The sequence below is a fragment of the Halopiger thermotolerans genome (genome assembly GCF_054654555.1).
On record NZ_BAAIEU010000003.1, the window covers coordinates 251,294 to 273,069 of the forward strand.

27 protein-coding genes are annotated in these 21,776 nt (G+C 64.4%); 18 read left to right on the forward strand and 9 right to left on the reverse strand.

What is annotated here, in order from left to right; genetic code table 11:
- Nucleotides 1–234: 234 nt before the first annotated feature.
- Nucleotides 235–390, forward strand: a complete 156-nt coding sequence (locus tag ACYQ26_RS06425; protein ID WP_459808036.1) for a DUF7557 family protein — start codon at nt 235–237, stop codon at nt 388–390.
- Between the two features lie 292 nt (nt 391–682).
- On the forward strand, nt 683–1,210 hold the full coding sequence (locus ACYQ26_RS06430) for a hypothetical protein (RefSeq protein ID WP_459808037.1): 528 nt from the start codon (nt 683–685) through the stop codon (nt 1,208–1,210).
- Nucleotides 1,211–1,278: 68 nt separating this feature from the next.
- On the opposite strand, the gene ACYQ26_RS06435 is transcribed toward ACYQ26_RS06430, so the two are convergent.
- Nucleotides 1,279–1,803: a helix-turn-helix domain-containing protein gene (locus ACYQ26_RS06435; protein ID WP_459808039.1), complete on the reverse strand. Its 525-nt coding sequence runs from the start codon at nt 1,801–1,803 to the stop codon at nt 1,279–1,281.
- A 161-nt stretch (nt 1,804–1,964) separates the two neighbouring features.
- Here ACYQ26_RS06435 and ACYQ26_RS06440 point away from each other — a divergent pair, with 161 nt between their 5' ends.
- The 3 genes from ACYQ26_RS06440 to ACYQ26_RS06450 are packed head-to-tail and all read left to right on the forward strand — an operon-like array spanning nt 1,965 to nt 4,844.
- On the forward strand, nt 1,965–2,180 hold the full coding sequence (locus ACYQ26_RS06440) for a heavy-metal-associated domain-containing protein (RefSeq protein ID WP_459808040.1): 216 nt from the start codon (nt 1,965–1,967) through the stop codon (nt 2,178–2,180).
- A 13-nt stretch (nt 2,181–2,193) separates the two neighbouring features.
- Nucleotides 2,194–4,131, forward strand: a complete 1,938-nt coding sequence (locus ACYQ26_RS06445; RefSeq protein WP_459808042.1) for a heavy metal translocating P-type ATPase — start codon at nt 2,194–2,196, stop codon at nt 4,129–4,131.
- Nucleotides 4,132–4,190: 59 nt separating this feature from the next.
- Complete coding sequence (locus ACYQ26_RS06450) at nt 4,191–4,844, forward strand: hypothetical protein (RefSeq protein WP_459808043.1); 654 nt, start codon at nt 4,191–4,193, stop codon at nt 4,842–4,844.
- A gap of 250 nt (nt 4,845–5,094) precedes the next feature.
- On the opposite strand, the gene ACYQ26_RS06455 is transcribed toward ACYQ26_RS06450, so the two are convergent.
- Nucleotides 5,095–5,682, reverse strand: a complete 588-nt coding sequence (locus tag ACYQ26_RS06455; protein ID WP_459808044.1) for a DsrE/DsrF/DrsH-like family protein — start codon at nt 5,680–5,682, stop codon at nt 5,095–5,097.
- The gene (locus ACYQ26_RS06460; RefSeq protein WP_459808045.1) at nt 5,682–5,927 is read right to left on the reverse strand and encodes a sulfurtransferase TusA family protein; all 246 of its coding nucleotides are present in this window, start codon (nt 5,925–5,927) and stop codon (nt 5,682–5,684) included. The genes ACYQ26_RS06455 and ACYQ26_RS06460 overlap by 1 nt, the downstream gene beginning before the upstream one ends.
- 234 nt (nt 5,928–6,161) lie before the next feature.
- Between ACYQ26_RS06460 and ACYQ26_RS06465 the strand changes: the two genes are divergently transcribed.
- The 8 genes from ACYQ26_RS06465 (at nt 6,162) to ACYQ26_RS06500 (ending at nt 12,787) form a co-directional block, all read left to right on the forward strand.
- Nucleotides 6,162–7,355 carry an MBL fold metallo-hydrolase gene (locus tag ACYQ26_RS06465; RefSeq protein WP_459808046.1) on the forward strand — a complete coding sequence of 398 codons (1,194 nt, stop codon included), beginning with the start codon at nt 6,162–6,164 and terminating at the stop codon, nt 7,353–7,355.
- An 8-nt stretch (nt 7,356–7,363) separates the two neighbouring features.
- Nucleotides 7,364–7,921 carry a YeeE/YedE family protein gene (locus ACYQ26_RS06470; protein WP_459808047.1) on the forward strand — a complete coding sequence of 186 codons (558 nt, stop codon included), beginning with the start codon at nt 7,364–7,366 and terminating at the stop codon, nt 7,919–7,921.
- A 58-nt stretch (nt 7,922–7,979) separates the two neighbouring features.
- The gene (locus ACYQ26_RS06475) at nt 7,980–8,441 is read left to right on the forward strand and encodes a YeeE/YedE family protein (RefSeq protein WP_459808048.1); all 462 of its coding nucleotides are present in this window, start codon (nt 7,980–7,982) and stop codon (nt 8,439–8,441) included.
- Between the two features lie 278 nt (nt 8,442–8,719).
- Nucleotides 8,720–9,493: a 2-oxo acid dehydrogenase subunit E2 gene (locus ACYQ26_RS06480; protein WP_459808049.1), complete on the forward strand. Its 774-nt coding sequence runs from the start codon at nt 8,720–8,722 to the stop codon at nt 9,491–9,493.
- 395 nt (nt 9,494–9,888) lie between these two features.
- Nucleotides 9,889–10,035 carry a DUF7512 family protein gene (locus ACYQ26_RS06485; RefSeq protein WP_459808050.1) on the forward strand — a complete coding sequence of 49 codons (147 nt, stop codon included), beginning with the start codon at nt 9,889–9,891 and terminating at the stop codon, nt 10,033–10,035.
- A complete protein-coding gene (locus ACYQ26_RS06490) occupies nt 10,036–11,076 on the forward strand; it encodes a sulfite exporter TauE/SafE family protein (RefSeq protein ID WP_459808051.1) in 1,041 nt (346 codons plus the stop codon).
- Nucleotides 11,077–11,176: 100 nt separating this feature from the next.
- A complete protein-coding gene (locus ACYQ26_RS06495; RefSeq protein WP_459808052.1) occupies nt 11,177–11,581 on the forward strand; it encodes a helix-turn-helix domain-containing protein in 405 nt (134 codons plus the stop codon).
- A gap of 300 nt (nt 11,582–11,881) precedes the next feature.
- Nucleotides 11,882–12,787 (forward strand): ZIP family metal transporter, encoded by a 906-nt coding sequence (locus ACYQ26_RS06500; protein WP_459808053.1) that lies wholly within the window; start codon nt 11,882–11,884, stop codon nt 12,785–12,787.
- Between the two features lie 188 nt (nt 12,788–12,975).
- On the opposite strand, the gene ACYQ26_RS06505 is transcribed toward ACYQ26_RS06500, so the two are convergent.
- Together ACYQ26_RS06505 and ACYQ26_RS06510 are read right to left on the reverse strand one after the other, a co-directional pair.
- Nucleotides 12,976–13,536, reverse strand: a complete 561-nt coding sequence (locus ACYQ26_RS06505) for a class I SAM-dependent methyltransferase (RefSeq protein WP_459808054.1) — start codon at nt 13,534–13,536, stop codon at nt 12,976–12,978.
- Nucleotides 13,537–13,538: 2 nt separating this feature from the next.
- Nucleotides 13,539–13,979 (reverse strand): DUF302 domain-containing protein, encoded by a 441-nt coding sequence (locus ACYQ26_RS06510; protein WP_459808055.1) that lies wholly within the window; start codon nt 13,977–13,979, stop codon nt 13,539–13,541.
- Between the two features lie 467 nt (nt 13,980–14,446).
- Between ACYQ26_RS06510 and ACYQ26_RS06515 the strand changes: the two genes are divergently transcribed.
- From ACYQ26_RS06515 to ACYQ26_RS06530, 4 genes are all read left to right on the forward strand, one after another.
- Nucleotides 14,447–15,595, forward strand: coding sequence for an MBL fold metallo-hydrolase (locus ACYQ26_RS06515; protein ID WP_459808056.1), 1,149 nt, complete (start codon nt 14,447–14,449; stop codon nt 15,593–15,595).
- A 40-nt stretch (nt 15,596–15,635) separates the two neighbouring features.
- On the forward strand, nt 15,636–16,340 hold the full coding sequence (locus ACYQ26_RS06520) for a DUF2270 domain-containing protein (protein WP_459808057.1): 705 nt from the start codon (nt 15,636–15,638) through the stop codon (nt 16,338–16,340).
- A 485-nt stretch (nt 16,341–16,825) separates the two neighbouring features.
- The gene (trxA, locus tag ACYQ26_RS06525; protein ID WP_459808058.1) at nt 16,826–17,185 is read left to right on the forward strand and encodes a thioredoxin; all 360 of its coding nucleotides are present in this window, start codon (nt 16,826–16,828) and stop codon (nt 17,183–17,185) included.
- Nucleotides 17,182–18,225: an NAD(P)/FAD-dependent oxidoreductase gene (locus ACYQ26_RS06530; protein ID WP_459808059.1), complete on the forward strand. Its 1,044-nt coding sequence runs from the start codon at nt 17,182–17,184 to the stop codon at nt 18,223–18,225. Before trxA ends, ACYQ26_RS06530 begins: the two co-directional genes overlap by 4 nt.
- Before the next feature lie 10 nt (nt 18,226–18,235).
- On the opposite strand, the gene ACYQ26_RS06535 is transcribed toward ACYQ26_RS06530, so the two are convergent.
- Nucleotides 18,236–18,475: a flavodoxin domain-containing protein gene (locus ACYQ26_RS06535; RefSeq protein WP_459808060.1), complete on the reverse strand. Its 240-nt coding sequence runs from the start codon at nt 18,473–18,475 to the stop codon at nt 18,236–18,238.
- Nucleotides 18,476–18,623: 148 nt separating this feature from the next.
- Nucleotides 18,624–19,043 (reverse strand): universal stress protein, encoded by a 420-nt coding sequence (locus tag ACYQ26_RS06540; protein ID WP_459808061.1) that lies wholly within the window; start codon nt 19,041–19,043, stop codon nt 18,624–18,626.
- A gap of 418 nt (nt 19,044–19,461) precedes the next feature.
- Here ACYQ26_RS06540 and ACYQ26_RS06545 point away from each other — a divergent pair, with 418 nt between their 5' ends.
- Nucleotides 19,462–19,776: a hypothetical protein gene (locus ACYQ26_RS06545; RefSeq protein WP_459808062.1), complete on the forward strand. Its 315-nt coding sequence runs from the start codon at nt 19,462–19,464 to the stop codon at nt 19,774–19,776.
- On the opposite strand, the gene ACYQ26_RS06550 is transcribed toward ACYQ26_RS06545, so the two are convergent.
- Together ACYQ26_RS06550 and ACYQ26_RS06555 are read right to left on the reverse strand one after the other, a co-directional pair.
- A complete protein-coding gene (locus ACYQ26_RS06550) occupies nt 19,773–20,675 on the reverse strand; it encodes a CPBP family intramembrane glutamic endopeptidase (protein WP_459808063.1) in 903 nt (300 codons plus the stop codon). The two genes, ACYQ26_RS06545 and ACYQ26_RS06550, sit on opposite strands and share 4 nt — an antisense overlap.
- A 149-nt stretch (nt 20,676–20,824) precedes the next feature.
- Complete coding sequence (locus tag ACYQ26_RS06555; protein ID WP_459808064.1) at nt 20,825–21,682, reverse strand: universal stress protein; 858 nt, start codon at nt 21,680–21,682, stop codon at nt 20,825–20,827.
- Nucleotides 21,683–21,776: the final 94 nt, after the last annotated feature.

Genomic DNA, 21,776 nt, shown 5'->3' on the forward strand with positions numbered 1-21,776 from the left:
GGAGGAAACGGCCGCCGTGAACCCTCGTTGGGAACCGCGACGATGACTCCCTCTCACGCGACTGAAACCGCGGGTTCTGCTGGCCACGGACCACGGCCGTCACGGACGGGAACCCGCTTGCTCGAGGCTCCAGCAGACGGCACGAGCGGGCGGTCCCTCGAGTTACCGCTCGATATCGCGTGACTTGCCCCCACGGTCCCCGACCTTTATCCTGCTAGACGGCCAACGAACGGTGTGACCCCGAAGATAGAGGTGAGCGACGAACTGCTCGAACAGATCGACGAGCACCTCGCCGAGGGAGAGACTCGGGAAGAGTTCATCCAAGAACTCGTCAACCACTACGAAGCCCAAGGGGCCACCTCGTGGGAGGGTTACGGCGGTCCTCCATAATCGACGGGCGTCCCGGATGCTCGCGGGATTGTTACCGCCGACCTCGAGTCGTCGCCATAGTCGCATCGCCTATCGGTTCCACGAAGCCGACAGCGTAACCGAGCGTTCTCGTCACGGGTCACGGTGCCGGAGAGCGATCGCCGGCGGCTGTGAGGACCGTTCTGCTGAACGGCGGTCGTAGTTAGCACGGTGTGGCTCCGCTCGAACCCCCTCTGATGCGGTGTAGCTGGCTTCGCTACGGTTCGTAGAGCCTGCAACACATTCGAGGCGTTGGAACCACAACGGCCACTACATGCGGACCATCGTCGAGGCTCTTAACCCGGACGTACCCTACCGCATCAGACAGCGACTCGGTCCCTTGATCACCCGACTTGCTCGTACGTTCGGCCAGCCCGAATACCATCTTTACGAGACCGGATACGTCGGCACCGTCGAGCGGCCGCTGGACGAGTTCACCAAGACGCTCCAGAAGCACGGCTTCGATTGGGATCCGCTGGCGTGGTATCACCAACCGCCGGTCGGGTCCGAGCCCAACGGGAGCTGGACGTATCGACCGACCCTGCTGGCCGACAGGCAGCTCCACGTCATCCTCGTCGCCCACTCGACGGACTACATCGACGTGTTCGCCCACGAGGAGTACAACTGGCTCCGACACCCGATCAAGCACCTCAAACAGGTCGGAATCGAACGGAAATCCGGAAGTAGCAAAGTGCGGCGGTGGCTCGAAAGTAACGGCATCGAGGTCGACGTCAAATCGCGTCGCCGACGGCGGGTCGCACACACGATACGAGAGCAAATATCGCAGTACCTCGTTCGGTAGCGTGACCGCGTACAGACGCGGTCACCGGACCAGTATAGGATTTAACATATACACTATACTCGTCTATTTTAGTGTTCCACGTGTGCGTTGACGAACCCCCGACGAAGCACCGTGAGCAGAAGATACGTCTCGTATTTCTGCGTCCGGCAGTGTTCACAGGGCGCCATCTGATCGGCGATTCGCTCGATGTCCGCCCCGTACTCGTCTAACAGTTCCTCGATGAGCGGTTCCAGCCGGGGACTCATCCAGTCGGCCATCTCGGAGACGTCATCCCGAGCCGTCTCGGGGACGGAGTACGAGAGAACGATGGTATTCGCGCGGTAAAATTTCAGCGTTCCTCCGCGGCGTTCCTCCAGTCGTTCGATCTCGAGGAGACCGGCGTCTCGAAGCTCGTTTACGTGGTGGCGAACGGTGTTTACCGTTCTGTCGAATCCACGGTCGCGCAGCGCTTCGTGAACGTCATCGACCGTCATCGCACGCTCCGCGAGCATGTCTAAAATCATCGCTCGAACGGGCTCGTCGACCGCGCTCGATACGTCGGTATCTCGGACGACGATGTCCCGTAGTTCGACGTCGGATTCGAAGGCGCTCATCGGGCTGGTGTTCGTGGCGTATCCTTTAAAGTACGCGCGGTTACCGCGACCGTTCAAACGGATCGTTGAACCGGTCGCAGCGCCGATGCGACTATCGAAACATATCATTTGATCAATACTTATGCGCCGCAGGGGCGTACGTGAGCGTGAGGAGAAACGAAATGACCGAAACCGTCCAGTTTCGCGTGATGGACTTCGACTGTCCGACCTGTGCAAGTACCGTCGAACGCGCGCTGAAGCGAACGAGCGGCGTCGAGATCGTCGACGTCCACTACACCACCGGCCGCGTCGAGATCGAGTACGATCCGACCGTGACCGACCCGTCCGACCTCCGGACCATCATCGAGAACCGGGGCTACTCCCCCCAGCCCGCGTAAGCGGACCGAATTCATGAACGTCAAACAGTACTACCGCAAACACCGCAAGGCCGTCATCGCCGCGACGAGCGGCCTCCTGTACGCCGGCGGCTGGAGTCTCGGGTATGTCACCGCCTATGACGCCGCGAGCGTACTCGTCCTCGCGGCGGTGATCGGCGGATACGACATCGCGAAGAACGCTTACTACGAACTCCAGAGTCGAACGGTCGGCATCAAGACGCTCGTGACGCTGGCTGCCGTCGGCGCCATCGTGATCGGCGAGTACTGGGAGGCAGCCGCGGTCGTCTTCCTGTTCAGCCTCGGCAGTTATCTCGAGGGGCGGACGATGCGCAAGACGCGCACCGCGCTTCAGGAACTGCTCGAGCTGACGCCGAACACGGCGCTGGTTCGCCGCGACGGCGACGAGGTCGAAGTGCCCGCCCGCGAGGTCGAGGAAGGCGAGACCGTCATCGTCAAACCCGGCGCGAAGATTCCCGTCGACGGCGAGGTGATCGCCGGCGAGAGCGCCGTCAATCAGGCGCCGGTCACCGGCGAGAGCGCGCCCGTTCACAAGGCCGCAGGCGACGACGTGTACGCGGGGACCGTCAATCAGGACGGTGCGCTCGACGTCGTGGCGACGAGTACGGGATCGGACACGACGCTCCGGCGGATCATCCGCCGCGTCGAGGAGGCCCAGGAAGCCCAGGCGCCGACCGAGCAGCTCATCGACCGGTTCGCGCGCTACTACACGCCCGCGATCGTCCTGCTCGCCGTCGGTGCCTACGTCGTCACCCGCGACGTGCTGCTGGCGCTGACGCTGCTCGTCATCGGCTGCCCCGGCGCGCTCGTCATCGGACCGCCGGTGAGTATCGTCTCCGCTATTGGCAACGCCGCCCGCAACGGCGTTCTGATGAAAGGCGGCGAACACCTCGAGCGTGCCGGCAAGATCGATCTCGTCGTGTTCGACAAGACGGGGACGCTCACGAAGGGCGAGCCGACCGTCTCGTCGGTCGAGGGGTTCGACTACGACCCCGAGGCGGCGCTCCGCCTGGCCGGTATCGCCGAGAAGAAGAGCGAACATCACCTGGCGGACGCCGTCCTTGAGGCGGCTCGCGACGCCGACGTTTCGGAACGCGTTGCGACCGACGGCGGTGCCGTCGTCGCCGACACCGGCATTCCGGACCCGGACGACTTCGAGGTCGCCGCCGGGAAAGGCGTCGTCGCACGCTACGACGGCCGGGAGATCGTCGTCGGGAACCGAACGCTGCTCGACGAGCGCGGCGTCGCCGTACCGGACGACGTCGAAGCGCACGTCCGCGAGCGCGAGGCGGCCGGCGAGACGGCAGTCTACGTCGTCTTGGCGGACGCAGCGACCGACGGGAGCGAGACCGCCGAACGAGCGAGCGGAGACGGGACGGTGGTTGCCGTGATCTCCCTTCGCGATGAACTGCGGGAAGCCGCTCCCGGCGTCGTCCGGGCGCTGAAGGACGCCGGCGTACGCACCGTGATGCTCACCGGCGACAACGAGCGGACGGCTCAAGCGGTCGCGGCGCAGGTCGGCATCGACGACTACCGCGCGGAACTCCTGCCGGCGGACAAGCAGGCCGTCATCGAGTCGTTCCGCGAGGGGGGCCGCGTCGTCGCGATGGTCGGCGACGGCATCAACGACGCACCGTCGCTGGCGACCGCCGACGTCGGCGTCGCTATGGGCGCGGCGGGAACCGACACCGCCATCGAGACGGCGGACATGGCGCTGATGGCCGACGATCTCGAACGCATCCCCTACGCGGTCGGACTGAGCAAGGGGACGCGCCGGAACGTTCTCCAGAACGTCGCCGTTGCGATCGTCACGGTGATCCTGCTGCTCGCGGGCGTGCTGACAAGCAACGTCCACCTCGCGGGCGGGATGCTCGTCCACGAGGGCAGCGTCCTGCTGGTCATCCTCAACGGGATGCGCCTGCTGCGGTACTGACTATCGACTGCTACACTACAGCCGTCCGACACTCCCACGACAACCCACATTCCACAACGATGAGCGAACATACCCGCGACCGCGACCGAACGAACTGGAACATCGAGTACGAGAACGTCGACCCGATCCGCATCCGCGATCCCGTCGCCGAGGCGCTGGCGGTCCTGAAGCCGGGCGAGCCGTTCGTGATCAGCTACGCCGACGTCGTGACGGAGGCCGGCCACTCCTGCCCGACGGCGTCGGGCGCGTTTCGGATCGCCCAGCTCGGGCTCGGCGAGCTCTACCCGGATCCCGACGAGTACCCCGTGCGCGGCGACGTCGAAGCGACCGCCGGCGGGCCGAAGTCCGACGCGACCTACGGCGTGATGTCCCGAATCGTCTCCTTCGTGACGGGGGCCGCCGAGGAGGACGGTTTCGGCGGGCTCGCTGACGGATACGGCGACCGAAAGCGTCTCCTGCACTTCGGCGACGCCGACGCGACCGACCCCACGTTCACGTTCGAACGGACGGACACCGGCGAGGCCGTTCGGGTCACGTACCACGTCGGGGACGTCCCGGGCCCCGGCCCAGCCGCGCAGTACCTGGAGAAACTGATCGACGGGACCGCGACCGACGAGGAACGGGCGGCGTTCGCCGAGGCCTGGCACGGCCGCGTCCGAACGGTCCTGACCGACGACGACCTCTTTACCGTGGAGCGAGTCGAGGATCGGTAGCTGAGGGCGCCGGCGTTATCCATCGGTAGAAACTGGGGACAGCTCCCCCGCTGCCTTCGGTGTAGTCGACGATACCGATCGATTCGACCCAGTGACGAATTCGCACGGTCCTCCCCCTATTGTATCGCCGGACGACGTCCGGTTCGGTCAGCCGGCCCGCGGGGGCGGATCTGCAGCGACGCCTTCCGTGGCGGTAGCTTTCTCGAGGACGCGCAGGCTCGGCTTCGACGGAGTAGACCCGGTGCCGTTATTAGACGAGCAGCTGGATGTCGGACTCGGCCATGTGTTGCAACGCGGTAGCTGCGCCGACGCCGGTCGTGACGCCGTCGTAGAAGTCGTCCTCGTCGTAGTCCATCAGTTCGATCGTCATCTGACAGGCCTGCAGGTCGACGCCGCTCTCGAGGGAGAGATCGATCAACTCCTCGATGGTGGCGGTTCCGTTCTCGTCGATCTTCTTCCGCATCATCTTCGTGGCTACCGTGTCCATGCCCGGCAGCGCAGCGACGGCGTTCGGGACCGGCATGTTCGGGTTGCCGACGGCGCTCAGCTTGAGGTCCTTCGACTTCTCCTCGTGGAGGATGTCGAGTCCCCAGAACGTGTGGAAGACGACGACGTCCCAGCCGAAGGCGGCCGCCGTGCTCGCGAGGATCAGCGGCGGGTACGCCATGTCGAAGCTGCCCTGCGTGGCGACGATCGTCATCTTCTTTTGTCCGTCGTCGTCCAGGTCGGCGACCGACTCCTCGAGTTCGTCGACGCGCTCGCGCAGCGCCCGTAACTCGGCGGCGTCGATCTCGACGTCCCCGTCGTCGACGGGAGCCGTTTGATTGTCCGTGCTCATTATTCCGTCTTCCTCACGTAGTGGATGTACAGCCCCTCCTCCTCGACCTGTTCGAGGAGTTCGACGCCGTCGGTCCCCTCGGCCCACCCGCGAATGTCGCTCATACTGCCCGCGTCCGTCGCGACGACTTCGAGCACGTCGCCGTCCTCGAGGTCGTCGATCGCCTGCTTCGTCTTCACGATGGGCATCGGGCACGACTGTCCTTTCACGTCCAGCGTTTCGGCGGTTTGGTATTCCGAACTCATAGTTTCTCTTTGTGCTCCGTATTGGAGTCATCGTACAATACCGTTTCGCGGAATAAAAGAGCATCGATTATTGTGCAATATACAAAATACTGATTTTGATCATTCGGCCTAGATAGCGCATTTAGAGTGCATATGGGGTGATACCCTATGTGTCTGGCAGAACTGTATTGCGCATTAGATGGGATACTACACAAACCCTTAAGTGCCAGCAGCCGATACCGAGTACTGTACATCATGGACGACATGGATCTTCCACTGCCGGACGTCGAGGTCGAATCGGTTAGTCCCGACGAGCTAAAGGATAGCATCGATGCGGGTGAAGACATCACGCTCCTCGACACCCGCATGGAGTCGGACTTCGAAACGTGGCACATCGACGGCGAGAACGTCGAGACGATCAACGTCCCGTACTTCGAGTTCCTCGACGATGAGGTCGATGACGACGTTCTTGGACAGATACCCGACGACCGCGAAATAACGGTTCTCTGTGCGAAGGGCGGCTCGAGCGAGTACGTCGCCGCGACGCTGAAAGAGCGCGGCTACGACGTCGACCACCTCGAGGGCGGGATGAACGGCTGGGCGCGCATCTACGAGCGCGTCGAAGTCGAGCGCTACGACGGCGCCGGGACGGTCTACCAGTACCAGCGCCCTTCGAGCGGCTGTCTCGGCTACCTCCTCGTCGACGGCGACGAGGCGGCCGTGATCGACCCGCTACGCGCGTTCACCGACCGCTACCTCGAGGACGCCGCGGAACTCGGCGCCGATCTGACGTACGCGATCGACACGCACATCCACGCGGATCACATTTCGGGCGTCCGTGAACTCGACGCTGAAGGCGTCGAGGGCGTCATTCCAGAAGCGTCGGTCGAACGCGGAGTCACCTACGCCGACGAGATGACGCTGGCCGAAGACGGCGACGAGTTCCAGGTCGGATCGGCCACGATCGAAACGGTCTCCACACCCGGTCACACCTCCGGGATGACCTCGTACCTGATCGACGACTCGCTGCTGGCTACCGGCGACGGCCTGTTCGTCGAGAGCGTCGCCCGCCCCGACCTCGAGGAGGGCGACGACGGCGCACCCGAGGCCGCGAGCCAGCTCTACGAGTCGCTCCAGGAGCGCGTGCTGACGCTGCCCGATGACACCCTCATCGGCGGCGCTCACGTCAGCGACGCCGCCGAGCCAGCCGACGACGGTACCTACACGGCGCCGATCGGCCAGCTCGAGGCGGAGATGGACGCACTGACGATGGACGAGGACGAGTTCGTCGAGCTGATCCTTTCGGACATGCCGCCCCGGCCGGCCAACTACGAGGACATCATTCCGACGAACCTCGGCCAGCAGGACGCCGACGACGAGGAGGCGTTCGAACTCGAGCTCGGCCCGAACAACTGCGCGGCCAGTCAGGAATCGCTGGCTGGTGACTAATCCGAGTGATGGTAGCTGATCCAGTACCGCTTCAGTTGGCCGCAGAGCTGTTCCCCAACGGGATCAGTCGCTACGCCGTCGGCGGACTGCTCGTCGGCCTCGGCACGGTCGTCATCTACGTCGGAACTAGCATCCCAGCCGGAGCGAGCACGTTCCTCGAGTCTACGCTGTCGTACGTCTCGGACCGGCCGCGATTCCAGCGGTACGTCTCGTCCCGCGACTGGCGCATCGTCTTCACGCTCGGGATCATCCTCGGCGCGCTGGCGTTCGCGGCGACGGTCCAGTCCGGCGTGATCACGACGTCGCTCTACCAGTCCGGTTCGACTGGGGACCTGTACGAGGTCGGCGGCGTGACGCTCTGGTCGACGGGCGTCCAGCCGTGGCGGCTGTTCCTGGGCGGCATCCTGGTCGGGATCGGTACCCGGATCGGGAAAGGGTGTACGTCGGGCCACGGCGTCTGCGGCGTCGGCTCGGCGTCGAAGACCTCGCTCGTCGGCGTAGTGACGTTCCTGACGGTCGCGATCGTGACCGCTCAGATCGTCGCGGCACTGGGGGTGAGTCCGTGATGAGCGAGATGCAACCGACGAGCGGATCTCGGAGCCGCGACCGGGGAGGTGACGACCCGTGAGCCGGGACCGACACCCCCTGTTCATGCCGCTGATCCTCGTCGGCGGCCTGATCTTCGGGTTCGGCCTCGGGTTCAGCCAGATGGCGCGACCGGAGGTCGTCCTGGACTTCCTCCAGTTCGAGGACTTCGGGCTGCTGTTCGTGATGTTCGGCGCGGCGATCGTCTCCGGGATCGCCTTTGCGGTGATGCCCCGGATTCGCGATACCGCGCCGCTGACCGGCAACCGGTACGAACGCCGGCTGAAGCCTTTCGACCGGAACGTCCTGGTCGGCGGGGCGATCTTCGGCGTCGGCTGGGGCCTGTCGGGGATCTGTCCCGGCGCGGCCTACGCCAGCCTGGGAGTCGGCAACGTCACCATCCTGTGGGCGCTCGCCGGCATGTTCACCGGCGCCTACCTGCAGGGCGTCTGGCGAAGCAAGCACGCCGCGGCTGACGCTTCCCCGGCGGGTGCCGACTAACACGAGTACAGACGCAGCAGTCGCCGGAGGCGGGCGTTGGTGGTGACAGTCTCGAGCTGACGGTGTGGCTGCGATGAGGGGCTTGGAACACCACACGTTTGCACCGCAACGACTACCCTCGCGGTTCCCGTTTGGGTGGCTATGCTACCGGAGTCGAACGCCGGTCGCGCGTGGCTCGTCGAGCGCGAGTCCGACAGCCGCGACCGTCCGATCCGCACCTGTACGACTCCCGACGGAACTCGAACCGTCCGACGGGATCGTCCTTCCGACGAAGCCTCATGAACGAGCACGGCGAGACAGTCGAGCCGCTCCCCCTCCAGCGTCGAGGGACGATCGACTACATGCGGGTGGCCGGCCGGCGCAGCGTCGTTCACGGACTCGTCGAGGTCGACGTAACCGAGGCCCGACGACGTATCCGCGAACGGAAAGCCGAAACTGGAGAGGGGCTCTCGTTCACCGGGTTTCTCGTGTACTGTCTGGCGCGAGCGATCGACGACCATCCCCACGTTCAGGCGTACCGCGACTGGCGGGGGCGGCTGATCTCGTTCGACGACGTCGACGTGAACGTGATCATCGAAACGGCGGTCGACGGTGAGCGCATCGGCGTCCCTCACGTCGTCCGGGCGGCGAATCGCCGGTCACTGCGGTCGATTCACGACGAGATTCGGACGCGACAGCAGTACCCAGAGGAAAGACCGCAGTCGCCGTGGGCGTCCCTGGCTATGCGGCTTCCTGGGATCGTCCGGCGACAGTTCTGGCGACTTCCGCAGGCGTTTCCGCGACGCTGGAAACGCATCGCGGGCACGGTCGCCGTAACGTCCGTGGGAATGTTCGGCGAGGGCGGCGGCTGGGGAATCAGCCCGACGAACTACACGCTTCAGCTAACTGTCGGCGGGATCGCCACCAAGCCGGGCGTCGTCGACGGGGAGATCGAACCTCGAGAGTACCTCAGTCTCACGGTGACGTTCGACCACGATGTGGTCGACGGGGCGCCCGCTGCGCGCTTCGTCCAGCGGTTGACGGAACTTCTCGAGGCTGCTCATGGGCTTTGAGTACCCTCACATCTTCGGTCGCACAGATCGCTTTCATACCTCTCGTAGGTGTCGCTAGCATAATATTGTTTTGACGGGGCAATACAATTGCGGTGTGTCCGCCGCGGATGAGCTGTCCGACCGATTCGGTGTTCGCGCTGACAACCTGTAATATGAGATACATCTAGGACGGATCCCGCGTCACCCATGTCGACCGCGCCCCAGCGGGTCGAGTGACAGCCGTTCGCCCCCTCGTATCTCCATAACTTATCGAAATATTTCCGTTGGATAGCGGTGAGATAGATTGCAGTAATATTGTGTGCTATTCCCAAAAGCGTTATACACCTCCTCCGGGTAGTCGATACCGAGCAGAAATCCATGATTCGCACACAATCGAACGTCGGAGGTCGATACCGATGATCGACCTCGCAGCGTCTTCGTCAGCAGCACAGGCCGCCGCGCTCGTCGGCGCCGTCCTCCTCGAGGCGATCGTCCTCTACGTGGGATACGGCGCGCTCGAGCGGGTCGCAACGCCGGTCGTCGAACGGATCAAACACGCATAGATGGAGCCCTTCGGAATCGCACTGACGACGCTCGCACTGTTCGTTAGCTTCGGCTTCATGGTCGGCGTCCTGTTCGGCTTCTTCGGCATGGGCGGGTCGTTCCTCGTCACGCCCGCGTTGCTCGTGATGGGGTACGACACCAGCGTCGCCGTCGGGAGCGGTATGGCGTTCGTCTTCGGGACGGCCGTGATCGCGACGCTGAAACACCGCGATCTCGGGCAGGTCGACTACAAACTCGGCGCCCTGATGGTCCTCGGGACGACCGTCGGTATCGAGGTGGGCAGTATCTTGGTATACTACCTCGAGGACCTCGGTCTCGCGGGGAGCGTCATCGGCGTCACGTACGTCTTCCTGCTGGGTGCGATCGGGCTGTTCGTCACCTACAACGCACTCACGGCCGAGGGATCGGATGACAGCGGTGGCGGCCACCACGGAGCCGCCGACCGGGAGATCGATCCGGACGACATCCCGGACGTCGCCAAGAAAATTCAGTCCTACCGGGTGCCACCGATGATGACCCTCTCCGGGGGCATTCAGGTCTCGCTGTGGATGATCCTCGGGGTCGCGTTCGCCACGGGACTCCTCTCGGGCTTCCTCGGCGTCGGCGGCGGCTTCATCCGCATGCCCGCGCTGTTCTACCTGATCGGCGTCCCGGTGCCCATCGCGGTCGGAACCGACCTGTTCGAGATCGTCATCTCGGGCGGGGTCGGCTCCTACATCTATGGGATGGAAGGCGGCGTCAACCTCTCGATCGTCGCGCCCCTGCTGGCCGGCAGCGCGCTCGGCGCCCGCATCGGCTCGGCGGCGACCAGCATCGTCGACGAGGGCGACATCAAGGTCTACTTCGGACTGATGCTCCTCGGCGGCTCGGTCGCGGTGGCCTTCCGGCAGGCCGCCGGCCCCCTCGGAATGCCCGTGCTGGAGACGGTCGCCTTCGTGCTGATCATGCTCTCGGCGCTGCTGGTCAGCGGCGCCGTGATCTACGGCACGATCGCGACGATGCGAAAGCGGTCGAACGCGGCTGCGACCTCCGCAGACTGACGACGTCGACGCCGTTCCCCCGGCCGATGTCGGCTCACCGAGATTGCACAATACCCACACAACCCTTATACCGGTGCGGTCCCTACCGTGAGATAGTAAAATGGCTAACTCGATGGTAGAACTACTACAGCAGGATATGGAGTGCGAAGGGTTGCTGGAGTGTATCCACGGGCTCAAGCAACTCGACAAGGAGTGCTTTCGCGTGCTCGTCGAGAGCGAGCAAGCGCTGACGATCGACGAGGTCGCCGAGCAGGTCGACCGCGAGCGCTCGACCGCGTACCGCTCGATTCAACGACTGCTCCAGAGCGGCTTCATCCAGAAGGAGCAGATCAACTACGATCAGGGCGGCTACTACCACGTCTACTACCCCACGGATCCCACCGAGATCGCGAACGATATGCAGCGAAAGCTGAACGACTGGTACGCGAAGATGGGCCAGCTCATCCAGGAGTTCGAGGACAAGTACGAACACGCCGAGGCCGACACCGAAATTCCGGCCCAGTAACCGATCGGACGGCGACGCTCTGGCCTCCAGCTCGACGTTTTCGCCCTTCAGTGCTACGCTACCGAATATTCTCCCGATAGCCTTCTCGAGCAGTGCCAGTCGGAGGTCGAAAAGAGAAATACCGACCTCAGTCCGATCCCGGTGTCGAGCATTCGAACTCGGTTCGAACACCTGTGTCCAGAACCACTCGCACGGACCTCGACACCGACGATGGAATCTGCCGATCGCGACTCTTTAGGTTAACCAAAATCTATTTCACACTTCGGAAGATTACTTTACCTTCTCTCCCAAACATTATGTATGGCATTCGCGGAAAACCTCGTCATCGTGTTCGTCGCGGGCCTCGTTACCGCACTCGCGACGGGACTCGGGGCGATTCCGTTTTTCTTCGTTGACGAGTTCAGCGATCGGTGGAACGTCGGTCTATGGGGCGTCGCGTCGGGGATCATGGTGACGGTGTCCGTGTTCGGTCTCGCCGACGAGGGACTCGCATACGCCTCGAGCGGATTTCCGACGCTCCTGGTCGGCGGAGTGCTCGCGGGCGTCGTACTGGTCGAAGTCTCCGATCGGATTCTCGACAGCGTCGATCTCGGTAGCGGTGATCGCCACCGCGAAGACGAGCACGACCGTGAGGTGTCCGAATCCGCAGAGATACAGGCGAACGGCGTCGGTCGTAACGACCCGCCGCTCGAGGCGACGGCGTTCGCCGCGGCCGACCTGAAGAAACTCGTGCTCATTCTCGGCATCCTCACGGTTCACAGCTTTCCCGAAGGCGTCGCAGTCGGTGTCTCGTTCGCCGAGCTGGGTCTCGAAGCGGGGATTTCGGTATTCGGGGTTTCGATCCCGCTGCTGGCGGTGTTCATGACGGTCGCCATCTCGATCCACAACGTTCCGGAGGGGACCGCCATCGCCATTCCGATGCGAGCGATGGGACTGTCCAACTGGCGGATGGTCGGCGCGGCGGTCTTCTCGAGTCTCCCCCAGCCGATCGGCGCCGTCATCGCGTTCGCGTTCGTCTCCTGGGCCGAGGCGTTCCTGCCCTTCGGCTTCGGTTTCGCGGCCGGTGCGATGGTCTATCTGGTCGCGACGGAGTTCGTCCCCGAGGCGCTGGAAACCGGCGCGGATTTGCCGAACCACGGTCGATACGAACTCCTCGTCGGGTTCGTTGCCGGCGCCGTGGCGATGTTCCCCGTCCTGTTCGCGTGATCGGGGGTCACCGACCCGGTCGTCGGTGTGAGGTTACACCTCGAGTTCGACTGGTAGCTCCGGCCACGAAGCGGTTTGAAGGTTTAAGAGACGGAGAGAAGCAGTCCGACGTTCGACCGGTCGCGCTCGTCGCTGAACGCCGCCGCGAGAGCTCCTTTGACCCGTCGATCGTATTCGTTCGCCGCGTCTCACTCGAGCGTCGCGATCAGCAGGAAGGTCTCCGGGCGGACGGCCCGGTGTTCGATCGCGAATCCGGCATTGCGAAGCGCGTCAGTTGCCTCGTCGGGGCTGTAGCGCTCGTCGACCGGCGGGCCGTGGTCGCCGGACCCGGTCGCCGACCAGTCGACGACGACGAAGCGGCCGCCGGGTGCGAGGATCCGCCGAACCTCCGCGAGCGCGTCGTCGCTGGCGAACTCGTGGTAGGTCATCGTCGAAAACGCGGCGTCGACGCCGTCGTCCTCGAGGGGGAGGTCGCTCACGTCGCTGGTCACGAGCTCGACGTTCTCCGGAACGCCCTTCTCGCGGTAGTACTCGTGCATCTCCTCCTGAACGTCGACCGCGTAGACCTCGCCGACGTGCGGCGCGACGTCGTCGGTGAAGAACCCGGTCCCGCTGCCGAGGTCGGCGACGGTGGCCTCCGGCGTGGGCGAGAGCGCCCACAGCAGTTCCTCGGCCGAGACGAACCGGTATCGCCGTCCGGCCTCCTCCAGCTTGTCCGCTTGCTCGGCGTCGAAGGTGTGGTAGCCCATGGTTACAGTTCCTCGAATGCTTCATCGACGAGTCCGCCGGTCTCGGCGACGATATCGGCCATTTCGTCGTCGTCCGGTGCCATTCCCACGAGTCGCGCGATCCGCATGATCGAGACGTGGTAGACGCGCTGTCGACCCGGCGCTTCCTCCCAGATGACGACGTTACACGGGAACAGCGCGCCGAGTTTCCCGTCGGTGGCCTCGAGCGCCCGGTCGGCCACGTCGGGGTTGCACGCGCCGAGGACGTAGTAGGGATCGCGGTCGGCGTCGACCTTCTCGTTGAGCAACTCGGAGGGGGAGAACTCGACGGGGACGCCGAACCCGGCGTCGGTGAACACCTCGCGAACGCGGTCGATCGCCGCCTCGTGGTCCATCTCGAGGGTCGTCTGTTTCGCACCAATGTCGTCCGGGTCAATTCGGGTCGGGTCGATAGCCAGCGTCATCATGTATAATATTGGGCCCATCACGAAAGGCACTTCCGGATTCTGCCGCCGCAAGGTATCGGCGAGTCGGTGTCGGTCGTTCACGAGTGTCGGCTGGCGGGAAGCGGTCGCGACGCCGACAGGACCGTCCCGCGCGGGCCATTACGAGTGGCCGCTCGACGCGTCCGGCGAGGACCGCGGGGACTCGCTGGTCATCACTCCGCCGACGTACTCCTGATACGCCGGGACGATCCGAGGTCGAGGGACTACCGATGAACGCATCACGTATCATCGTTCCGTCTCCCTCGTTACACTGCACCGAGCGGGGACGCAAATCGATACCCGGCGGTCGTCCCGCGCTCGAGTCGCTCTCCGGCGCTGCGCGAAGCGAGGGACGCCCGTTCGAATCCCGCGCGAAGCGAGGGTGCCAATGCAGGGATGAAGACTATCTTCACCGTCGCACCACCTAGTATTGTGGGGTAATTCCAATGGTGAACCAAATTTCGCCCGAGCGGCTCGCGGAGATGATCGACGCGAACGAGTCGTTCACGCTCGTCGATACGCGTCCCGAAGATAGCTACGAGGGCTGGCGGATCCATGACGCGGCGAACGTCCCGTTCGGTCCCGGCGAGGAACTGAGCGACGAGCAACTCGAGCAACTCGACGACGTCCGGGGCGGCGACTCGATCGTCGCCATCTGCGGGAAAGGGCTCACGTCGACGGCGTTCAGCTTCGAACTCGAGGAACGCGGCTACGACGACGTATCCGTCGTCAAAGGCGGCATGGAAGACTGGAGCAAGGTCTACGAGGTCGTTCCGGCCGAAACCGATACCGACGACCTCGTCGTCTTGCAACTGCAGCGGCGGGCGAAGGGCTGTCTCGGCTACGTCGTCGGCTCGAGGGCGGCGAAGTCGGCCGTGGTCGCCGATCCGACTCGACAGACGGACCAGTTCAAGATCGTCGCCGAGGAGGCGGGGCTGACGATCGAGGGCGTCCTCGACACTCACGTCCACGCCGACCACATCTCGGGCGGCCCGACGCTGGCGGCCGAACTCGAGGTCCCCTACCACCTCGGAGAACGCGCGAGCGAGCGGGACGTCGAGTACGATTACGAACCGCTCGCCGACGGTGAGACGATCGAACTCGGCGGGATCGAGATCGAAGCGCTGCACACGCCGGGACACACGACCGAGATGGTCAACTACCTCGTCGGCGGCGAGGCGCTGCTGACCGGCGACACGCTGTTCGTCGAATCCGTCGGCCGAACGGAACTGCAATTTGGCGACGAAGACGCGGCGAGGGGCGCCGAGCTACTCTACGAATCGCTTTACGAGACGATCCTCGAGCTCCCGGACGAGACGCAAATTCTCCCGGGCCACGTGTCGGTCACGGCGGACAACCGATACGAGGTCGGCTCGCCCGGCGAACTGATCGGCGCTCGGCTGGGGGACCTCCGCGACGAACTCGGCCTGCTGGGGCTGGACGAGGACGAGTTCGTGGACCGATTGGTCGAGAACGCGCCCGAGAAGCCGCCGAACTACGAGCGCGTGATCGAGATCAACACGGGTTCGGAGCCGCCCGAGGACGACTCGGAGGCGACGGAACTCGAGCTCGGGCCGAACAACTGCGCGGCCTGACATCCGTGCTTTCGACCGCGATCGAATACTGGTGACTACGATGAACCGAGAATCGACGACGGACGACGACCCGACCGACGACGAGTACAGCGAGATCGGCCGCGGATTGCTCGAGGCGGAGATGGGGCCGAGTTCGAGCCTGGCGCACCTGTATCGCGGCGAGATCCACCGGATGAAGTTCTGGCGCGAACGGCTCGACCAGACGACCTACTGGGCGATCGTCGTGATGAGCGCGGTCCTGACGTGGGCGTTCTCGAGTCGGAACAACCCCCACTACGTCGTGTTGCTCGGCGGGGCCGCGGTGACCGCGTTCCTGATCATCGAGGCCCGTCGCTACCGAGGCTACGACGTCTGGCGGGGACGCGTCCGGACGCTTCAGCGGAACGTCTTCGCGTACGGACTCGACCCGTCGGCCGGCCTCGAGGATCCGTCGTGGCACGAGAAACTGAGTCGGGACTACCGACGTCCGACGATCAAAATCTCCACCGAGGAGGCGATCGCTCACCGCCTCCGACGGATCTACCTGCTTCTGTACACGATCATCCTCAGTGCGTGGATCACCCGCGTCGCCGCGTTCGCCGGCCAGCCGTGGCCCGAAAGCGCCGCCGTGGGCGAGATTCCCGGTCTCGTCGTCACCGCGACGGTCGCCGCGGGCTACGTCCTCGCCGTAGTCGTCGCGGCCCGACCGCGAACGTGGCAAGCCGAGGACGAACTCCACGAATCGGACCTCGGTCGGCGGCGTTGATCTGGGACGCGGCCGCGAGCCCAAACGTCTCGAGGACGAACGGGTCGGCGGTCGCGGTCGACGGTATCGACGACGCAATCGCGGTGGCCGGGACGCTGCAGGCCGTGGGCATCTGATCGGAGACGGTCGAGCACTTCCGACCGCGAACGAGACAGGAGGGGACCCAAACGTCGAATCGATCTGCGACGACGCACGTGTCGGGACGTGAGCCGGGTACTTCGCGCATTTCGGCACGGGTGTCACGGAGCGGTCTACCGACCCGCCGAATGGAGTTGTTACTTCTCGCACAAAACTAACTGGGTGGTGTTGATCGCTGAATCAGCGTCAGGCTGTTCTTAAGGATCGAAATGGGGCATAGTGGCGCTCTGTGCGCGATTTAGTCCAGTATGGCATATTCGACCCGGTGACTCCCCTCGGATATGGTGCCACTGTATTGTACAGTATGTACAAAACCTTTAAACAGTGTCGTTCCGTACGTGGGAGTGATGGCAACTGATGCACGCGACGACGTTTCGGCGGAATCGCTCGACGAACCGGTCTACATCGACGGGAAGAGTCACCTCGAGGACGTCACGGCGGCGCACGACGTCGTCCTCGTGGATTTCTACGCCGACTGGTGTGGCCCCTGTCAGATGCTCAATCCCGTCCTCGAGCAGTTGGCGGGCACGACCGAGGCCGTGATCGCGAAGGTCGACGTCGACGAGCACCAGCAACTCGCGGGGTCGTTCGGCGTTCGCGGCGTGCCCACGCTGGTCCTGTTCGCGAACGGCGAACAGGTCGAACAGCAGTCCGGCGCGCTGCCGGAAGCCAGACTCCGGACCCTGATCGAGAGGTACACCGAATGAACGAGGAAACTAACACGACCGCAGACGTTCGCGACGTGGTGATCGTCGGATCGGGCGTCGCCGGCCTCTCGGCGGCCGTCTACGCGGCGCGAGCCGACCTCGAGCCGCTGGTGCTCGAGGGGCCCGAACCGGGCGGCCAACTGACGCTGACGACCGACGTCGAGAACTACCTCGGCTTCCCCGAGGGCGTCGGCGGGATGGAGCTGATCCAAAACGGCAAGGACCAGGCCGAGCGCTTCGGCGCCGAGTTCACTCACGGCACCGTCGAAAACGCGACGCTCGAGGAGCGGCCGTTCGAACTCGAACTCTCGAACGGCGACCGGCTGCGAACGCGGGCGCTGATCGTCGCGAGCGGCGCGAGCGCTCGCTGGGTCGGCGCCGAGAACGAGGACGAGCTGATGGGCTACGGCCTCTCGACGTGTGCGACCTGCGACGGCGCGTTCCACCGCGGCGACGACGTCCTCGTGATCGGCGGCGGCGATTCGGCGATGGAAGAAGCGCTCTTCCTCGCGAAGTTCGCCGACAGCGTGACGGTCGTCCACCGCCGCGAGGAACTGCGCGCCTCCGAGATCATGGCCGACCGCGCCCGCGACAACGACAGCATCGAGTTCCGCTGGAACACCGAACTCGAGGCGCTCCACGGCTCGCGAGAGGAGGGTGTCACCGGCGCGACGCTCGTCTCCCATCCCGACGGCTACCCAAGCGAGAAAGCCGCGAACGGCGTCGACGTGGACCGAGAGACCGTCGAGGTCGGCGGCGTGTTCTACGCCATCGGGCACACGCCGAACACGGAGTTCCTCGAGGGAACCGCCGTCGAACGCGACGAGCACGGCTACCTCTACACTCGAACCGACGACGCCGGCCGCGCGACGACTGAGACGGCGGTCGCGGGCGTCTTCGCCGCCGGCGACGTCGCCGATCCGCACTACCAACAGGCGATCACCGCTGCCGGAACCGGTAGCATGGCGGCGCTCGACGCCGAAGCGTTCCTCGAGACTCTCGAGCGGATGGAAGAAACCGCGCTCGAGGCCTCTCCGTAGTCGCACATCGCTACCACGAATCGTCCCGTTGCTGACCGCTCGGTAGTCGGTTCCCACCTCGAAAAATAGCGTTCATCGACTCCCCGACGAGGACCGCGTCGTACTCGTGGCGTTCGAGATCCGCCGGACGGGTATCGACGTCGATCGTCGTCGCATCGTGGCCGCGGTCTTCGAAAACGGTACCGATGCGCTCGGCGACGGTCGCCGTCTGTCCTTCGCCGGTCGCGTATATCACGAGGATCGAAACCATAGACGAGCGCGTCCGACCTCGAGCAGGCGCTTAAATCACGTCCGTCGAACAGCGGCGTCCAATCGCGAAGGCCGTACGTGTCAAAACGGCTAGTGGTGGGCTCCTTTGTCTCCCTTCCCGTTGGAACTTTCCGGGAGCTGACCACCAGTTATCTGACGACGACGACGGGCGTCGGCGATCGTCGGACGACCTTCTCCGCGACGCTTCCGAGCAGGATTCGAGAGATGCCTTCTCGACCGTGGCTTCCGATAACGATCGTGTCGTACGCCTCGTCTTCCGCTCGGCTGACGATCGTCTGCTCTGGCTTACCCGTCTCGACGTCCGTCTCGAGTTCGCGGTCGTGTTCCCGTGCGATCGCCGTCGCTGCCTCGAGGATCTCCGCGCCGTGCTCGCGGCCCGCTTTCATGTCGATTTCCTCGGCTGCGCCGAAGGCGCGCCAGTACCCTTCGGGGACCGGGACGACGTACAGCGCCGTGACAGCCGCGTCGGGAAACGTCTCAAACGCATACTCGAGCGCCGCTTCTGCCGGCTCAGAACCGTCGAACGGCACCAGAATTCGTTCGGTCATATTTGAGCAGTTGTCGAGAACGAATATAATGGCTGGTGGTGGTTCCCACACGAGTGCAGCCAACGCCGCTGTTCAAGTGGCTCGGCATCGAATTAGAGGGGACGCGTCGCCGTCTGCTCGCGACGATACGGAACCGAGCGCGAGACTGCTCCGCCCGTATTTTCCCGGTAATTATATCGTGCTTGACTGTTTCGACTGCTTCGGTGCAGTGGATCGATGAACCCGGCATACGTCGGGTCTTATTTATACTATATTACGGACGTATGTATGTAAATCCCCGATCGGAAACAAGCGGTTGTCAACTACGTACTCTCGAGCGGGGAGAAGTACCGCTCCTCGAGCGTATCGACCGCGTAGCAGGCGGCCGTTCGCGGATCGTCGTTGCTGCCGACCGCCCCGTGGAGTTATTAAGACGGGCGTGAAGACACCGGCTACGACGTTCGTCGTCTCCTTTGACGGATCAGAACTCACGGAAGCCGCCCTCGTCGGAGCCGTTGCGTACGGTCGCATCCTCGAGGAAGCCGTTGCGGCGGTGACGGTCGTCCCGGAACGAAAGCGCTACGCCCGCGACAAGGGACGGATCGACGAGGACGAGGCCTACGACATCTTCGTCGTTCGTCGGGCCGCACCGCCGCGGCTCGAGGAGATCGAACCCTACGACGACTTCTACCGGTCGGACGACGCGGCTGATGACCAATCGATCAGCATCGGCGGGAAGACGGTTCCCGATTAGTACGGTGGCCGCGGCCGATCGTCACCGCGTCGGAGATCCACCGGCCCCCACCGGAGCAGGACGACGATCACGAGCCCGACCGTGACGATCGTCTGGTACCGATCCGCCGCCGGCGAGAGCTCGAGCAGTTGTCCCGTGGCGTTGCCGACGAAGTGAAACAGGATCGCTGCGAGAACGCTTCGGTCGGTATTGTTGTACAGCCACGTGTAGAGCACCGATCCCAGAACGATGTTGAACGCGAACCAGATCGGATCCGGCGAGAAGTCCCAGCTGCTGAAGTAGCCGACCATCAGGAACAGCGGCGCGTGCCAGGACGCCCATCCGACGCCGAGGACGAGACTGGCCGTCGCCGCGGACCACCGCAACTGGAGCCGATCGAGCCAGTAACCCCGCCAGCCGATCTCCTCGTGGAACGGCCCGAGCAGGAAAATCGCCGCGAGCGTCCCGGCGAGCGCGACCGGCTCGGCGAGTAGTTCCAGCAGCGGTGCCGCGCTCAACGGCTGCGTCGCGCCGTCGACGACGATTGCAGCGCCGGCGCCGGCCACTGCGAGCGCCGGAAAGAGGGCGATCACGACCAGAAACCAGCGCAGTGAGAGCCGTCGCACGTCGACGAGTCGCCGCCACAGATCCGCGAGTCCTGCCCGCCCGCCGACGTGCCAGGTCATGACGACGCCGCCGATCGTGACGCCGAGTCCGCCGACGATCAAGAAGACGAGTCCCGGGAATCGGAAGACGTGCCACTCCGCGAGGATCGGCACGCTCCACCAGCCCCACGTCCAGCCGTGGGAGAACAGGAGGAATCCCCAGCGGTCGAATCCTCGACCGTCCTCGAGGCGAGTTTCGCCGATCGTCGGTCGACGGCCATCGTCGGTCGTCGGGTGGCGGGTATTGTCGGTCATCGGTTCGGTCGTTCCGCGGCGAACTCTATGATGCTGTCGTCACGGGCGCGAATACAGTCCAACACGGTTATCACGATTCCCCAAGAGGCGCCCGCGGATCAAAACCGCTCGTCCGACGAGCCTCACTGTTCGCCTCCCAAATCCGGGGGTTATGACGGCGTTCGAACCGTCATCAGGGGTACGGGGGCCGTCCGAACGAGCTTTTCGGCGACGCTCCCGAGCAGGTAGCGAGGGATGCCGCTTCGGCCGTGCGTTCCCATGACCACGAGATCGACGTCGTGCTCCCGGACGTAGGCGAGGATTTCCTCGTAGGGACTCCCGAACGTGATCTCCGTGACGACATCGGTGACTGACGCCTCCGAGGCGTTCGTTTCGACGGTCTCGAGGGCCGTCCGAGCCGCTTCGTCCGGTCCCTCGTCGCTCCCTTTCGGGGCCGTCTCGAGGCCGAGCGCGTTCGTCTCGATGACCGACAGCGAGTGCAGCGTGGCGTCGTACGTCGATGCGAGGTCGATCGCCGGCTCGTACGCCGCCGCCGCCCCCTCGCTCCCGTCCGTCGGAACGAGGACGTCGTCGTAGGGACACGAAACGCCGCCCTCCTCGTGGTTCCGAACGGTAAGGACGGGGACGTCCGATCGCCTGAGGACGCGCTCAGTGACGCTCCCGAGGAGATAGCGATCGACGCCGGTCCGCCCGTGCGTTCCCATGACGATCAGATCGGCGCCGTACTCCTCAGCGACCATCAACACCCCCTGATACGGTTTCGACGTTCGAACGACGCTGGTGGTCGCTACCCCGCTCGCCTCGAGCCGATTCGCCACCGAGTCGACGAGGGCGTTCGCCTCCGATCGCAGGTTGTCGTACTGCGGCGCGGCCGAGACGAAGCGGACGTCGATCACGGTTGCGACGTACACGGTCGCGTCGTACCGTCTCGCGAGGTCCGCGGCATAATCGACGGCGACGTCCGCGCACTCGCTTCCGTCGACCGGAACGAGAATGGTATCGAACATACCGCGGTCTTCGCCGCCGGCACTCATCAAACGCCGGTGCGGTCGAACGACAGTTCGAACCCGTCGCGTTCTGGCGCGAGTTCTTGTCGGCCTT

Coding starts and splice junctions, on each gene's coding strand:
- ACYQ26_RS06430 (WP_459808037.1), top strand. CDS start 683: ATGCGGACCATCGTCGAGGCTCTTAACCCGGACGTACCCTACCGCATC.
- ACYQ26_RS06435 (WP_459808039.1), bottom strand. CDS start 1,803: ATGAGCGCCTTCGAATCCGACGTCGAACTACGGGACATCGTCGTCCGA.
- ACYQ26_RS06440 (WP_459808040.1), top strand. CDS start 1,965: ATGACCGAAACCGTCCAGTTTCGCGTGATGGACTTCGACTGTCCGACC.
- ACYQ26_RS06445 (WP_459808042.1), top strand. CDS start 2,194: ATGAACGTCAAACAGTACTACCGCAAACACCGCAAGGCCGTCATCGCC.
- ACYQ26_RS06450 (WP_459808043.1), top strand. CDS start 4,191: ATGAGCGAACATACCCGCGACCGCGACCGAACGAACTGGAACATCGAG.
- ACYQ26_RS06455 (WP_459808044.1), bottom strand. CDS start 5,682: ATGAGCACGGACAATCAAACGGCTCCCGTCGACGACGGGGACGTCGAG.
- ACYQ26_RS06460 (WP_459808045.1), bottom strand. CDS start 5,927: ATGAGTTCGGAATACCAAACCGCCGAAACGCTGGACGTGAAAGGACAG.
- ACYQ26_RS06465 (WP_459808046.1), top strand. CDS start 6,162: ATGGACGACATGGATCTTCCACTGCCGGACGTCGAGGTCGAATCGGTT.
- ACYQ26_RS06470 (WP_459808047.1), top strand. CDS start 7,364: ATGGTAGCTGATCCAGTACCGCTTCAGTTGGCCGCAGAGCTGTTCCCC.
- ACYQ26_RS06480 (WP_459808049.1), top strand. CDS start 8,720: ATGAACGAGCACGGCGAGACAGTCGAGCCGCTCCCCCTCCAGCGTCGA.
- ACYQ26_RS06485 (WP_459808050.1), top strand. CDS start 9,889: ATGATCGACCTCGCAGCGTCTTCGTCAGCAGCACAGGCCGCCGCGCTC.
- ACYQ26_RS06490 (WP_459808051.1), top strand. CDS start 10,036: ATGGAGCCCTTCGGAATCGCACTGACGACGCTCGCACTGTTCGTTAGC.
- ACYQ26_RS06495 (WP_459808052.1), top strand. CDS start 11,177: ATGGCTAACTCGATGGTAGAACTACTACAGCAGGATATGGAGTGCGAA.
- ACYQ26_RS06500 (WP_459808053.1), top strand. CDS start 11,882: ATGGCATTCGCGGAAAACCTCGTCATCGTGTTCGTCGCGGGCCTCGTT.
- ACYQ26_RS06505 (WP_459808054.1), bottom strand. CDS start 13,536: ATGGGCTACCACACCTTCGACGCCGAGCAAGCGGACAAGCTGGAGGAG.
- ACYQ26_RS06510 (WP_459808055.1), bottom strand. CDS start 13,979: ATGACGCTGGCTATCGACCCGACCCGAATTGACCCGGACGACATTGGT.
- ACYQ26_RS06515 (WP_459808056.1), top strand. CDS start 14,447: ATGGTGAACCAAATTTCGCCCGAGCGGCTCGCGGAGATGATCGACGCG.
- ACYQ26_RS06520 (WP_459808057.1), top strand. CDS start 15,636: ATGAACCGAGAATCGACGACGGACGACGACCCGACCGACGACGAGTAC.
- trxA (WP_459808058.1), top strand. CDS start 16,826: ATGGCAACTGATGCACGCGACGACGTTTCGGCGGAATCGCTCGACGAA.
- ACYQ26_RS06530 (WP_459808059.1), top strand. CDS start 17,182: ATGAACGAGGAAACTAACACGACCGCAGACGTTCGCGACGTGGTGATC.
- ACYQ26_RS06535 (WP_459808060.1), bottom strand. CDS start 18,475: ATGGTTTCGATCCTCGTGATATACGCGACCGGCGAAGGACAGACGGCG.
- ACYQ26_RS06540 (WP_459808061.1), bottom strand. CDS start 19,043: ATGACCGAACGAATTCTGGTGCCGTTCGACGGTTCTGAGCCGGCAGAA.
- ACYQ26_RS06550 (WP_459808063.1), bottom strand. CDS start 20,675: ATGACCGACAATACCCGCCACCCGACGACCGACGATGGCCGTCGACCG.
- ACYQ26_RS06555 (WP_459808064.1), bottom strand. CDS start 21,682: ATGTTCGATACCATTCTCGTTCCGGTCGACGGAAGCGAGTGCGCGGAC.